The organism is Rhodococcus sp. YH1 (genome assembly GCF_009939605.1).
Taxonomy (GTDB): domain Bacteria; phylum Actinomycetota; class Actinomycetes; order Mycobacteriales; family Mycobacteriaceae; genus Rhodococcus; species Rhodococcus aetherivorans.
Genome location: NZ_WVTE01000241.1, coordinates 1 through 12,773 on the forward strand (window position 1 = coordinate 1; position 12,773 = coordinate 12,773).

Sequence of the window (12,773 nt, forward strand, 5' to 3'; positions counted from 1 at the left end):
GTCGATGCCGCGGGCGAGCATCGCCTCGTTCTTCACCAGTCCCGGCCACAGCGACAGGGCGGTGACGCCGGTGCCGGCGAGATCGACGGCCATGTCGGCGGCCATCTTGTCGAGGCCGGCCTTCGAGATGCCGTACAGCACCGAGTGCAGGTAGCCGCGGGTGCCGAACGACGAGATGTTGACGATCATCCCGCTGCCGCGCGGCACCATCAGCTGCGCGGCGTCGACGGAGGCCACGTAGTGGGCGCGCAGTCCGACGCCGACGAGACTGTCCCAATCGCTGATCGGGCGTTTCCAGAACGGTTCGGAGAAGCCCGCGAACCCGGGCGGGCTCGCCCACACGTTGTTCACCAGCAGGTCCAGCCGGCCGCCCTGCTCGTCGGCGATGCGCCGGAACAGTGCCCGGATCTGCTCGTCGTCGGTGTGGTCGCACTGCACCGCGATGCCGAGCCCGCCGCGTTCGGTGACAGTCGCGGCGGTCCGGTCCAGGGGGCTGTCGGTGCCGACCGGGCCCCGCGCGGTGACGTAGACGGTCCAGCCGTCGGAGCCGAGGGCGCATGCGATGCCCTTGCCGACGCTGCGGCTCGCGCCGGTGACGAGGGCGACCCTGCGTTCGGTCATGTCAGAACACCACTTTCACGTCGTCGGTCAGGGCCCGTTCGATGGACCAGTGGACGCGCACGTGGCACCGGGCGATCTTCCACCTGCCGTCTTCGATCGCATAGTCGTCGTCGTAGTCGAGTGCGCTCACCCGCTCCGTGCGGGCACGCAGGTCGACCTGCCGGAACCGCAGCGTCCAGGCGCCGGTGGCGGTGCCGTCGCCGGTGAGTTCGATGCTGGGGTGCATGCCGTGGTGCATGTCGAGCACGATGTACCGGTCGTCGACGCGTTCGAGGGCGATGCGGGCGTAAACGTCGACGAGAGCGTCGGCGTCGTCGAAGCTGCCGAGGGCGGGGCCGTAATAGATGTCGGCGCCCGTCGCGACGAAACAGTCGCGCATGGCCTTCGGGTCCTTGGCGTCGCACGCGCGGAAATACCGGTGCTTGAGCATCCGGATCTCCTCGAGTGCTTCGAGGCGGGCCAGTCGCTCTTCGACGGTCATCGCGTCGTCCTTCCGTCCTGCGGATACAGCGGCGAGCGGACCGTAGCGCCGGGGGGCTCCTCTCGGCGTCGGTCGTCCCGGTGATCGGACCGTGGCGTCATCCTGTCATAGAACTTGTTGCAGAAATATCGGCGCAACACCTTCCGTGGCGGTACACACGTGTGCAGAATGCTCGGCATGCCGATGCGCACCGCCCGACTGCTCACCGCGGCCCTGACGATGCTGCTCATGCCCCTCGTCGCAGGTCCCGTCGCGGCCGCCGCTCCGACAGGGTCCGTGTCAGGCACGGGCGACGCCGGGTTCTACCTCCCGCCCGACCCGCTGCCCGACGGTGCGGCCGGCGACGTCCTGCGCGCCGAACCGGCCGTCGCGCCGGCGCTCGACGCCACCGCCACCCGCGTGATGTACCGCAGCGAGAACGCCACGGGCGGCCCGACCGCCGTCACCGGCACGGTGTTCGTGCCGTCGCAACCCTGGGCCGGTGACGGCCCGCGCCCGACGATCGTCCTCGGCCCGGGCACGCAGGGCATGGGCGATCAGTGCGCGCCGTCGAAGTTGACCCACCACGCCCAGGAGTACGAATACCTGCACATCGTGCCACTGCTGGCGCGGGGCTACGCCGTCGCGATGACCGACTACGAGGGCCTCGGCACGCCCGGTGTGCATCCCTACCTGAACCGCGTCTCGCAGGGGCACGCCATGCTCGACATGGCCCGTGCCGCCCTGCGGCTGACCGACCGCGGCATCGACGAGGGCACCCGCATCGGCTTCTGGGGCTACTCACAGGGCGGCATGTCGTCGGCGGCGGCCGCGGAGCTGGCGGACACCTACGCTCCCGAGCTGCCCGTCGTCGCCGCGGTCGCGGGTTCACCGCCGGCGTCGCTCGCCGATCTCGCCGTCGCCGGCGACGGCTCGCTGCTCTCCGGCGGAATCGGCTGGGTGGTCAACGGATTCGCCGCCGCCTATCCGCAGTTGCGGGAGGAACTGCTGGGTGTGTTCAATCCCGCCGGACGCGACATCCTCGCGCGCGCCGAGACGTACTGCATCTACGACGCGCCGCGCATGAATCCGTTCTTCCCGACGACCTGGTACACGGTCGACGGCCGGCCCATCGCCGAGCACCTGGCCGCCGAACCGTGGGCGTCGCTGGTGCACGAGCAGCAGCTCGGCAACATCGCCCCCGCCATCCCGACGTTCGTCGCGCAGAACACGACCGACGACTTCGTCCAGGTGAGCGGCGTCGACACCATGGTCGGGAAGTGGTGCGCGGGAGGCACATCCGTCACCTATCGCCGCTACGGCATCCCGCCGGTACTCACCGGGACGGGTGCGGGTCACGGGATCGGCCTGATCCCGGCCGCCGTGGAAGGCATGGACTGGATGGACCGGCGGTTCGCGGGCGCGCCCGACGAGAACACCTGCACCGGCTGACGGCCGCCGACCGACCGCGGTGACATGATGCGGTCGACGACCGCAGCACCGGGAGGACCTCGTGATCGACGAATCGGAGATGACGCACCTGCGGCGGTGTGTGGAACTGGCGCGGGAGGCGCTGGACGCCGGCGACGAGCCGTTCGGATCGGTGCTGGTGTCGGCCGACGGCACGAGCCTCGCCGAGGACCGCAACCGCGTCGCGGACGGGGACCGGACCCGGCACCCCGAGTTCGAACTGGCCCGCTGGGCCGCCGCGCACATGAGCGAAGCCGAGCGCGCCGGCGCGACGGTGTACACGTCCGGCGAGCACTGCCCGATGTGCGCGGCCGCGCACGGATGGGTGGGGCTGGGCCGCGTCGTGTACGTGGCGTCCTCGGCGCAACTGGTCGGCTGGCTGGAAGAGCTGGGGGTGCCGCCGGCGCCCGTCCGGGCCCTGCCGATCCAGGAGGTTGCGCCCGGGGTGACCGTCGAGGGGCCGGTACCGGAACTCCTCGACGAGGTGCGTGCCCTGCATCGTCGGTGTCACGGACACGCGGTGTGACTGTTCCGTGACACGCTGGGTCACGGCCGGGTGACAGCCAATCGATGTTGATCACGGGTTGTGTTCGACTGCGGCGCTTTGCAGTTCCTGTACCCGTACCTGGGTCGACCATTGAACCGGTCGGGCTGGTCAACGGTCGAAAGGAACGCCCATGAAGGGCTCGAAGCTCGGACGCGCAGCGGTCGCCCTCGCGGCGCCGCTCGCATTGATGACGGGCCTCGCGCCCACGGCATCGGCAGTGGACCCCTACCCGTACGGCAGCTGGAGCGTGAGCGTGCGGGAGCACACGGTCACGGTCAAGTTCATCTACTACCGCGCCCCCGAGGCGGACTACCCGCACTACTGCAACGCGGTGATCAACGGAATCCCCGACGTGCGAGTGGCCGAGATCTACTACGCCGACTACGAAACCGTGAAGTTCGACAACGTGCCCGACGGCGACTACACGGTCGACGCGGACTGCCAGGACGACGACCACGTGTACCGAAGCGTCGGTTCGATCGACGTCTCGATCCCCGGCCCGGCGCAGACACGGTTCGTCGGCAGCCGCCACTTCTCCTTCGGCTGAGCGAACCGGCACCGGGGAAGGACTTGCTCGCATCTTCGGGATTCGCACAGGCCACGGCGTGGGCAGATTCCGAAGATGCGAGCAAGTCCATGTGCCCTCGACACCCTCCGGGCCGCCGCGTGATGGTGGACACGGTACGAGCGACGTCCCTACCATGCCGTTATGGCGGGGGAAGGGCCGCTCATCGGACGCGCAGGGGCCTTGCGTCTACTCGAGGCGGCGCTCGACGGTACCGACGGTTACCGCGGATGTGTGATCGCGGGCCAGGCCGGGGTGGGCAAGAGCCGACTGGCGCACGAGTTGGTGCTCCGCTCATCGTCGGCCGGCATCTCCGTGCGGTCGGCGGTGGGGACGGCATCGGCGCGGACGGTGCCGCTGGGGGCATTGGCCGGATGGTGTGACCACCCGACCTCCAACCCCCTTCAGCTGATCGACCAGCTCGTACAGTCGTCCACTTCCGAAAGCCCCGACGAGGTGTTGTCGATCGACGATGCGCATCTGCTCGACGAACTGTCGGCATTCGTGATCCACCATGCGGCGTTGCGAGGGACTGCCCGGCTGATCGTCACGGTACGGTCCGGGGAGCCGGCACCTGATGCCGTCACCGCCCTGTGGAAGGACGGCATGCTGCTGCGGCTCGATCTTCAGCCCTTGTCGCGATCCGAGTCCGACGCACTGCTCGCCAGTGTGCTCGGCAGTCCTGTAGACGAGAAGTCGGCATCGAAGATATGGGATCTGACGCGCGGCAATGCCTTGTACCTGCGGCATCTCGTCTCACAGGAGGTAACCAGCGGCCGACTTCGAGAATGTCACGGATTGTGGTTCTGGCAGGAGGAATTCACCGTTTCCGACAGTATTGCGGACCTGCTCGGCGAACAGATCCGCCGCCTCCCGGAGGCGGTGCGCACGGTTCTGGACTTGGTTGCGGTGGCGGAACCGTTGCCCGTCGCGGTGCTGTCGGAGCTGTCCGACCTCGATGCGGTGGAAGAGGCGGAGAACCGCGGGCTGATCCGAATAGACGCAGCAAGTCGGCCGAGAGCTGCGCGAATGGCTCATCCGCTGTACGGAGAGGTGCGTCGAGCACGTGCCGGGGACACGCGACTGCGGCGCCTGCGAGGGCGTGTCGTGTCGGCGCTCGCGGCTCTCCCCCCGTCCGGACCCGAGGACGTCGTACGGCGGGCGGTCCTGCACGCTGACTCGGACCTGCCGATCGACCCGGACCTGTTCCTGCGCGCCGCTCGGGGCGCGATGGCGCTGCTGGATCTGTCCCTCTGCGAGAGGCTGGCACATGCGAGTTCGCTCGCCGGAGGCGGGGCCGAAGCCGACCTCTGTCGTGCTCACGCCCTCCTGCTGCTGAACCGGGGAACCGAGGCCGAGGATGTGCTCGCCGCCATGCCGCTCGAAAGCCTGACGGACGATCGGTTCGCGCGTCTGCTGACGCTCCGGGCTACGAACATGCTGTGGATCCTGGCGCGGCCGGAGGAGTCGAAACGGATCGTCGACAACGCGCTCGGCGACGCCCCGCCGACCGTGGCGGAGTCGTTGCGCGCCGTTCGCGCCGTACAGAGAGCTGTCGCGGGTGATCCCCTGGCCGCACTCGAACTCGGCCGGGATATCGACACGACACGGGTGCCCGCGTCGGCGGCGATGTGCGCGATCTGGGGAACTGTCATCGCGGCAGGGGATGTGGGCGAGTGGAACCTGGCCTCGGAGACCGCATCGAAGGGCTACAGACTGGCGGAATCCTGGCAGGAAGCCTCGTACCAGCGCGTAGGCCTCGTCGAGTTCCACGTCGACGCGATGCTCCTCGCCGGCGAGGTGGCCGAAGCCGAAGTCGTTGCCGCTCGAACCTACCGCGAGTGCATTCGGCTCCCCGGTGTGACGAGCGCGGTGGGAACCGCGATCGCGGGCATGGCCGCCCTCGGGGGCGGGCGGCTGGCACTCGCCCTCGAACGCCTCGATCGGGCCTTTGCCAAGTTCACGTCGCTCGACTACCCGGTCCTGATGTATCGGTACGGCATACTTCTCGCTCAGGCACTGGCGATGGCAGGTCGCGGTACTGCGGCGACGGCGCTGCTGTCCAGCGTCGACCAGAACCGGCACCCGGCCTTCGACTTCGTCGACTCGGAGCGGTTGCTCGCCCACGCCTGGGGCCATGCGGCGCTGGGGGCGGTCAGCACAGCGGCGGCGGTCGCGCTCCGGGCCGCGGAGTTCGCCGCCGAGCATCGGCAACATGCCCGGGAAGTGATGTGCCTACAGGTCGCAGTTCACCTGGGGGACGTGACGGGAAGAAGGCGGCTGGCGCATCTTGCGGAGAGCACGAGAAGTCGTCGCGCGTGCATCGCGGCCGCATTCGCCTCCGCTGCGTCCGACCACGACGGAAAGGCGTTATCCGAGGTTGCAACGCAATTCGAGGAAATGGGGGATACGGCTGCAGCGGCTGATGCCGCTGCGCGCGCCGCTCTCGCGTTCGCTCGCGCGAATCTGCGCGGGTCGTCGTTGACACTGGGCGCCCGCGCGCAACGCCTTGCCCGGGAATGCGGAGGGCTGACCACCCCCGCCCTCCGCGAGACGGCGGACCGCGACCTTCCCCTGACGCCCCGTGAGCGCGAGATCATTTCGATGGTGATGCGGGGACTGACGAACCGTCAGATTGCCGAAGCGCTGACGATGTCGGTACGAACGGTTGAAGGCCATCTGTATCGGGCACAGAAGAAGACCGGAACCCGCAACCGGCACGAGCTCGCGGCTCTGCTGCGCGAGCAATGCCGTTGACGCACAACCGACACGGGAGACCGATGTCATCGATTGGGGTGGGTGCCCAGGAGTTCTCCGAGCTCGTCCCGGCTGCAGACCCCGGTTCTCCGGCAGGCGCGGTACAGATGACCTTCCACGGTGCGCACGGAAACCCCCAGTCGCTCGGCGATTTCCCGATTGGACAAGCCCCGTTGCACGAGCGCCACGATCTCTCGCTGGCGTCCGGTCACCGGAACCGGCTCCAGATTGGCCCGCAACGCGGGGATGCTCGCTCCCTCGCACGCGTCAGCCAATCGTCGGGCGACGGCACACGCAGTCAGCGCGGGCCCGCGGCGGCCGGCCCGCCGGAAGTTCGCGGCGGCGTGGGCCGCGGCGTCCGCAGCCGCGACGAGATCTCCGAAGACCTCGTACGCACGGGACGCTTCGAGCAGTGCGTCGCCGTCCCGTCCGGCCAGCGCGGTCGCGTGGGCAGCGGCGGCAGCCACCCGTGGACCCGAGACGACGGTCGGTGCGCGGTTGTCGGTCTCCACTACAACGAGCCTGCTCGCTTCGGCTGCGTCGAGTGCGGCGGGATCGACCACTGTTCGCAACACCGCGAGGTCGAGGGGCTCGCAGGTGGACAGAACGTCGAGCACCTCGCAGACCGACGCCGACTGCCGGCCGATGCTCGCTTCCACCAGACCGAGAAGGGTCGGTGACAGGCCCGACGGACCTGGCCACAGCCAGACGCCCGACGACTGCGTCAGCCGACCACTTGCATATTCGTCTTCCAGGAGGTGGCGCAGATAGAGCACATTCCCCTGCGTGCAGGCCCAGAGTCGCTCGGCGCTGGACGCCTCCATCGGAGCTTCGAGCACCGTCTCGACGAGCGTGCGTGTGTCGTCCCGGGACAACGGACGCAGGTCGAGTCTGCGCAGCGGTCCATTCTTGCAGCACCGGACGAGCGCATCCGGCCAGCGTTCGCCGGCGCGGATGGTCAGAACCACTGTCGCCAGTCCGTGGAGCACAAGCCGGTGGACAACAAATGCCGACATGTCGTCGAGCAGGTGTGCATCGTCGACACCGACCACCAGATGCGGCCGGTCGGGTCCACCGACCAGCCCGGTGAGAACGTCATGAACTCGCATGAGCGGGTCAGCACCGAAGTCGGTGACGACGTCGGTGAACGCACCCAGCGGGACGCTTCGGGACGACTCCGTTCCTGCCGTCCAGTAGGTACGGCATCGGCGGGTGCGCGCCTGCTCCAGGGCCTCGCGCGCGAGCCGGGTCTTGCCGACGCCAGGTGCTCCGGCGATGACGATGCCGGCGCAGGAGCTGTCCCCGGCGATCACTGTGCGGACGATTCGCAGTTCGTCCCCCCGGCCGGTCAGCGGCCACGCGCTGATCACATGCGAATTCTAGGTCACCACAGCAGCGGTGCTCCACCGTCGGGCCACACCTGCAGGGCATCTGGTTCGGCCTCGGCGATGCGCGCGGATCCCTCCGGCGCGTCCGGGTCCACGTACCCGGCGAGCGGTTCGTCACCGGCAGCCCCTGCCCGCATCCGCAGCGCTGCCGCGTACGGCTTCGGCAGCTCCTTCGACATCGCGTCCCAGGTCTCGAAGCTCTCGTTCATGCATCGAGGGTTGCGCCGCGGCACGGGGACGGCACGCGTAGGGAGGTACTCCATTCGGATCCGTCCCGGCCGGACCGGTACGTCCGCCTCGGGCCCCATGCGTACCCCGGCTCGGCGCGAGGGCCGGACTGGGGTAGCGCACTACTCGCGTCCCCCGGCGGCGGGCGTCCGATGCTGAGTATGCGGTCCGGAGATTCGGCCCCGCCCGGGGGCGGTCACCACCGCGTCACACTACTGCTCGGTCCTGCCGGACCACCCGAACGACAAGGACAGCCATGTCATGCAACAGCATCCGCGGCCCAGTGGTACCGCGGCAGCCGGGCCGAACGCCCGCGCCGTGCACATCGTCACGGGAGCCACCAACCGTCCGGGGAACGTGGCTGCTGGGCTCCACGAGGGAGCTGCTTCGCGATCCCCTCGAACTCGGTCTGCGCGGGTACGCCGAGGGAGGCGACGTCGTACGCTACGCCGTCGGGCTGCCGGGCCAGCGCCGCGAGTTCTTCACGGTCAACCACCCGGACGGGGTGGGAGAACTGCTGAACGCTCCGAACCACTTCAACTACCGGAAGGACTCGGAGTTCTACCGCGCGATGCGCGACCTGTACGGGAACGGCCTGGTCACGAGTCAGGACGAGACATGGTTGCGTCAGCGTCGATTCATCCAGCCCCTGTTCACCCCGCAGAGCGTGGACGGCCACGTGACGACGATGGTCGACGGAGCCGAGCGTGTGGCCATCCGGTGGCACAACTGTCCGAGTCGCCTCGTCGACCTCGGTGCGGAGATGACGGCGCTGACGCTCGGTGTCGCCGCTCGCATCCTGTTCGGCGTGCAGGCGCCCCAGATGCTGCCGGTGCTGCGCACGACGTTGCCCGTCCTCGGACGTGCCGTCCTGCAGCGGGGTGTGTCCGCGGTTCGGTTTCCCTCTGCGTGGCCGACGCCCGGTAATCGGAGAATCGCGCGCGCGGAATCCCGTCTCGACGGGCTGTGTGACGCGATTATCGAGCGCCGCCGCGCCGCCGCTGAGCCGGGGGTCGACCTGATCGGGCGCCTGGTGGCGGCCCAGGAATGCGGTGACGCGTTGTCCACCGCTGAGATCCGCGATCAGGTCAAGGTGTTTCTGCTGGCCGGACACGACACGACGGCCACCATGTTGACGTTCGCACTCCACCTGCTCGGCAAGAACGCGGGTGTGCAGAATCGAGCTCGGGACGAAGCCGAACAGGTGCTGGTCGGCGGAACACCGACGGCCGCCGATGCCCACGCGCTGACGTATACGACGATGGTGCTCAAGGAGGCCGCGCGGATGTACCCACCCTCGCCGTACCTGACGCGGCGGGCCGTCGAGGAGAGGGAGGTGTGCGGGTATCGGATCCCTGCCGGTGCGGACGTCAACCTGGCGCCGTGGGTGGTGCACCATCGTGCCGATCTGTGGCCGGAGCCGTTCCGGTTCGACCCGGAGCGTTTCACCCCGGACAGCGAGAGGGAGCGTCACAAGTATGCGTGGTTCCCATTCGGTCACGGCCCCCGTGGCTGTATCGGTCAGCGCTTCGCGATGCTGGAGGCGGCGGTAGTCCTGGCGATCCTGGTGCGTGAGTTCGAGTTCTGTTCCCTTTCGGGCTCGGTGGCGCTCACCACCGATCTGCTGCTGCACCCGGCCGGTGAGGTGCCGTGCCGCGTCCGCCGGCGCGTACCGGTGCGCCCGGCGAACCGTCACACGGACCAGTGGCCGTGAGAGGACTGTGGAAACGGGCACAGACTGTTGATTCCCCGAGGTAGTGGCGCCTACCCGCCCCATCACGGATTCGTGCGTGTTTCCGGAGATTGCGCGGTGCACGCCGTGGGCAGATTCCGAAGGTGCGAGCGAATCCGTGCGTCCTTGACATGCGCCGGGCCACACCCCAAACTGACAACGTGCGTAGTCAAAGCGAGCTCGTCCCGCTCGGCCCCGACAGCCTGACGTGGAGGTACTTCGGCGGCTGGCGCGGAATGTTGTTCGGCCCGTGGGCCGGATCGATGCAGAACATGCACCCGGGCCTCGGCGCGGCCGTGGAGGAGCACTCGCAGTTCTTCGCCGAGCGCTGGGAACGCCTGTACCGGTCGCTGTACCCCATCTACGGCGTCGTCTTCGACGGCCCGCGCGCCCCGGGGACCGCCGCCCAGGTGCGTGGCTACCACGACACGATCAAGGGGATAGACAAGAAGGGCCGGCGCTACCACGCCCTCGACCCCGACACGTTCTACTGGGCGCACGCGACGTTCTTCTACAGTCTCGTGGTCTCGATCGAGTGGTTCGACGGCCCGCTGTCCCTCGCGGACAAGCACAGGCTGTTCGACGAGCACGTCCGGTGGTACCGGCTTTACGGGGTGTCGATGCGACCCGTCCCCGGCAGCTGGGAGGACTTCCTCGCCTACTGGGACCGCATGTGCCGGGAGGTGCTCGAGGACAACAAGGCGACCCGCGACGTGCTGGACCTCTCGCACCTCGAGCGGCCGCCGTTCCTGCGGTGGGTGCCCGCGAGTGTGTGGACGGTGCTGCGGCCACCGATGACCCGTGGGTTCCTCTGGCTGACGATCGGCCTGTACGACCCGCCGGTGCGCGCGCTGCTGGGCTACACCTTCTCCGAGCGGGAAGAACGGCTGCACCGCGCCATCGGCCGCTCGATCGGGCTGGGGGAGAAGCTGATTCCGCGACGCTACCGCTACCATCCGCGGGCCCGGGCCGGCTGGGACCGCGCATCGGGCCGCATCCCGGCGGACGCGCCCGTCGTGCACACGCCCGATCGCAACCTGCCGCCGGCGCATCTGCTGGACAGTCCGATGCACTACACGGGGGCACACGAGAATGTGAGCGGCGGCACGCGCTGAACCGTCGCGGGCGGTGGCGTCATGGCTGGACCGCTCGCAGGGGTGCCGGAATCCGGTCAGGGGCGCAGTAGGACCTTGGTGGCGCGCCGCTTGTCCATGGCTGCGTAGGCTTCGGCGACCTGCGCGAGGGGCAAGGTGAGGTCGAAGACCTTGCCGGGCTCGATGCGTCCGTTCCAGACCCGGTCGAGCAGGTCGGGGAGGTAGGCGCGCACCGGGTCTTCCAGAACATGTGCTGTTGCGGAAGGTCGGTGACGTGGGGGACACCGACCCAGCCCACCATGGCACCCGGGCGGGTCGAGCGCAGCGCTTGCAGAACGCCCACGTCACAGGCCCGATGGTGCACCCGGGCGATCTTCCGCACCTGCAAGCCCTTGCCGCCCGCATCCAGGCCGGCGAACCACCCCCGACCGAACTGGTGCGCCTGCACGGACCCGGCGGCCGGTGGCGAAGGCTCAGGTCACCGTGCGGCCGTTCCAGCGCGACGACGGACCCGCACACGTTGATCTGACCCTGGTCCAGATCACTCGCACGCACGACCGGTACCGACCGCCGCCGTCCGTGCAGGGACGTGTCGTCTGCGCAGGTGAGCGAGTTGCCGACACGGCCGGTGCAGCCGGCACCGCCGGATCGGGGGAACGAACCGTGCCGGCGCAGGGGATGGCATAGTGACCAACCGGGTACGCGCCAGGTGGAAGGGGTGGTGATGCGGGGCCGCAAGACGGGGGCAGGGGTGTGGGCGCTGGGGGTTGTCGTGGCGCTGGCCACGCAGACCGGCTGCGGCACCGAATCCGGTCGGTCCGGGTACGACGTGCCGAACGCCACCGTGGTGCCGACCTCGTTTGCGGTGCCGGCGGCGGAGCTGCCGGTCGGCGCGGTGCCCACGGCGGGGCAGGTCACCGCCATGGTGCGGAGTGCCTTCGACCCGCAGGTGCGGTTGGCTGAGCGGGTGAAGTTCTTCGAGGGAGCCACGGTGGCCGATCCGTCCCCGGCCGACCACATCGGCATGGGCGTGGCGGACCTCGAGGTCGTGACCGTGACCCCCATCGGCCCGGGTCGGTTGTCCGCTGCCACGACCGCCCCCGGGCCCGGTATTCCCCTGGTCGCCGAGGGCGGCACGTGGCGGATCGAGCGCGGGTGGGCCTGCGCTCAGCTGGGCGCCTCCTGCTGACCAGTCGCGTGCCGTCCTCGACGCGGTGTGGCTCGTCAGGCTTTGCTGACGAGGCGGCCGACATTCCCGGACATTCGGCGTCGTCAGGGCCTATGGTTTCCGTCAAGCAGCCTGTCGGTTTCTGGTAGATGATCTTGTCGTTGAGTAGCAGCGAGGCCGTGCGGGTCCGTAGCACCTCACCGGGTGCGGTGCGGTAACACCCGCCAGTGCCGATCCGACGAGACTCTGACGCCGGCCGAACGTGACGACGTCGACTTCCTCTGCGACGACCACCGCTGGCGCACCGCTGTGGTCACCGCCGTCTCCGCGGCGGCCGCCCGCCGCGCCACCGTGCCCGCCCTGGCCCTGAAACTGCTGCAGCTGCTTCCGGACGTCGAGGCAGCGGTCGTTCTGAAGACACTCGCGTGGCACAGCCGATCGGCCGCAAACGATATCGGCGATCTCTGCTCGCTGATGACGATCGTGCACGAGCACAAGCCGCGACTGCCGGGGTAGAAGCTCGGTACCGCCCGGAGCGAAACACGTGGGGATGCTGCGCGGGCGTTGTACGTCTTGGTGGCGATGATCGATCGACAGCAGAGGATCGAGGGGCTGACCATGCCGGTCAGAGCACGCCTCGCGAGGCGCAGCGCACGATGTCACCAGCAGAAGATCAATTCGACGAGGACATGTGACCAGGAACAAGATCCTTCCACGCCACGCCACGCCACGCCACGCCACGC

13 protein-coding genes are annotated in these 12,773 nt (G+C 69.0%); 8 read left to right on the top strand and 5 right to left on the bottom strand.

What is annotated here, in order from left to right:
• Together AIIKEEIJ_RS22375 and AIIKEEIJ_RS22380 are read right to left on the bottom strand one after the other, a co-directional pair.
• Window positions 1-621, bottom strand: a 621-nt coding sequence (locus AIIKEEIJ_RS22375; RefSeq protein ID WP_161996588.1) for an SDR family NAD(P)-dependent oxidoreductase, incomplete at its 3' end; no start/stop codon positions are given.
• Between the two features lies 1 nt (window position 622).
• Window positions 623-1,102 (bottom strand): nuclear transport factor 2 family protein, encoded by a 480-nt coding sequence (locus AIIKEEIJ_RS22380; protein ID WP_043798437.1) that lies wholly within the window; start codon window positions 1,100-1,102, stop codon window positions 623-625.
• Window positions 1,103-1,270: 168 nt separating this feature from the next.
• Between AIIKEEIJ_RS22380 and AIIKEEIJ_RS22385 the strand changes: the two genes are divergently transcribed.
• From AIIKEEIJ_RS22385 to AIIKEEIJ_RS33730, 4 genes are all read left to right on the top strand, one after another.
• Window positions 1,271-2,533, top strand: a complete 1,263-nt coding sequence (locus AIIKEEIJ_RS22385; protein ID WP_161996589.1) for a lipase family protein — start codon at window positions 1,271-1,273, stop codon at window positions 2,531-2,533.
• Window positions 2,534-2,594: 61 nt separating this feature from the next.
• Window positions 2,595-3,077, top strand: coding sequence for a nucleoside deaminase (locus AIIKEEIJ_RS22390; protein ID WP_161996590.1), 483 nt, complete (start codon window positions 2,595-2,597; stop codon window positions 3,075-3,077).
• 151 nt (window positions 3,078-3,228) lie between these two features.
• Window positions 3,229-3,645, top strand: coding sequence for a hypothetical protein (locus AIIKEEIJ_RS22395; RefSeq protein ID WP_065922134.1), 417 nt, complete (start codon window positions 3,229-3,231; stop codon window positions 3,643-3,645).
• A gap of 162 nt (window positions 3,646-3,807) precedes the next feature.
• Window positions 3,808-6,420 (top strand): LuxR C-terminal-related transcriptional regulator, encoded by a 2,613-nt coding sequence (locus tag AIIKEEIJ_RS33730; RefSeq protein WP_161996591.1) that lies wholly within the window; start codon window positions 3,808-3,810, stop codon window positions 6,418-6,420.
• Window positions 6,421-6,446: 26 nt separating this feature from the next.
• Here the strand turns inward: AIIKEEIJ_RS33730 and AIIKEEIJ_RS34095 are convergent, their stop codons facing one another.
• Together AIIKEEIJ_RS34095 and AIIKEEIJ_RS22410 are read right to left on the bottom strand one after the other, a co-directional pair.
• On the bottom strand, window positions 6,447-7,790 hold the full coding sequence (locus AIIKEEIJ_RS34095) for a helix-turn-helix domain-containing protein (protein ID WP_065922136.1): 1,344 nt from the start codon (window positions 7,788-7,790) through the stop codon (window positions 6,447-6,449).
• 14 nt (window positions 7,791-7,804) lie between these two features.
• Window positions 7,805-8,017: a hypothetical protein gene (locus tag AIIKEEIJ_RS22410; protein ID WP_043798425.1), complete on the bottom strand. Its 213-nt coding sequence runs from the start codon at window positions 8,015-8,017 to the stop codon at window positions 7,805-7,807.
• Between the two features lie 275 nt (window positions 8,018-8,292).
• Between AIIKEEIJ_RS22410 and AIIKEEIJ_RS22415 the strand changes: the two genes are divergently transcribed.
• Together AIIKEEIJ_RS22415 and AIIKEEIJ_RS22420 are read left to right on the top strand one after the other, a co-directional pair.
• Window positions 8,293-9,750, top strand: coding sequence for a cytochrome P450 (locus AIIKEEIJ_RS22415; protein WP_161996592.1), 1,458 nt, complete (start codon window positions 8,293-8,295; stop codon window positions 9,748-9,750).
• A 179-nt stretch (window positions 9,751-9,929) separates the two neighbouring features.
• On the top strand, window positions 9,930-10,883 hold the full coding sequence (locus AIIKEEIJ_RS22420) for an oxygenase MpaB family protein (RefSeq protein WP_338021003.1): 954 nt from the start codon (window positions 9,930-9,932) through the stop codon (window positions 10,881-10,883).
• A 56-nt stretch (window positions 10,884-10,939) separates the two neighbouring features.
• Here AIIKEEIJ_RS22420 and AIIKEEIJ_RS34355 read toward each other — a convergent pair whose 3' ends face one another.
• Window positions 10,940-11,095 carry a hypothetical protein gene (locus AIIKEEIJ_RS34355; protein ID WP_326839323.1) on the bottom strand — a complete coding sequence of 52 codons (156 nt, stop codon included), beginning with the start codon at window positions 11,093-11,095 and terminating at the stop codon, window positions 10,940-10,942.
• Window positions 11,096-11,586: 491 nt separating this feature from the next.
• On the opposite strand from AIIKEEIJ_RS34355, the gene AIIKEEIJ_RS22430 reads away from it, so the two are divergent.
• Together AIIKEEIJ_RS22430 and AIIKEEIJ_RS22435 are read left to right on the top strand one after the other, a co-directional pair.
• On the top strand, window positions 11,587-12,051 hold the full coding sequence (locus AIIKEEIJ_RS22430; RefSeq protein ID WP_161996594.1) for a hypothetical protein: 465 nt from the start codon (window positions 11,587-11,589) through the stop codon (window positions 12,049-12,051).
• Between the two features lie 183 nt (window positions 12,052-12,234).
• Window positions 12,235-12,546, top strand: coding sequence for a hypothetical protein (locus tag AIIKEEIJ_RS22435; RefSeq protein WP_161996595.1), 312 nt, complete (start codon window positions 12,235-12,237; stop codon window positions 12,544-12,546).
• The last annotated feature ends 227 nt before the right edge of the window (window positions 12,547-12,773 follow it).

Bases quoted from the DNA above. Each gene is read 5' to 3' on its own strand.
- AIIKEEIJ_RS22395 (WP_065922134.1), top strand. From the start codon at position 3,229: ATGAAGGGCTCGAAGCTCGGACGCGCAGCGGTCGCCCTCGCGGCGCCG.
- AIIKEEIJ_RS22385 (WP_161996589.1), top strand. From the start codon at position 1,271: ATGCTCGGCATGCCGATGCGCACCGCCCGACTGCTCACCGCGGCCCTG.
- AIIKEEIJ_RS22415 (WP_161996592.1), top strand. From the start codon at position 8,293: ATGTCATGCAACAGCATCCGCGGCCCAGTGGTACCGCGGCAGCCGGGC.
- AIIKEEIJ_RS22410 (WP_043798425.1), bottom strand. From the start codon at position 8,017: ATGAACGAGAGCTTCGAGACCTGGGACGCGATGTCGAAGGAGCTGCCG.
- AIIKEEIJ_RS22430 (WP_161996594.1), top strand. From the start codon at position 11,587: ATGCGGGGCCGCAAGACGGGGGCAGGGGTGTGGGCGCTGGGGGTTGTC.
- AIIKEEIJ_RS22380 (WP_043798437.1), bottom strand. From the start codon at position 1,102: ATGACCGTCGAAGAGCGACTGGCCCGCCTCGAAGCACTCGAGGAGATC.
- AIIKEEIJ_RS33730 (WP_161996591.1), top strand. From the start codon at position 3,808: ATGGCGGGGGAAGGGCCGCTCATCGGACGCGCAGGGGCCTTGCGTCTA.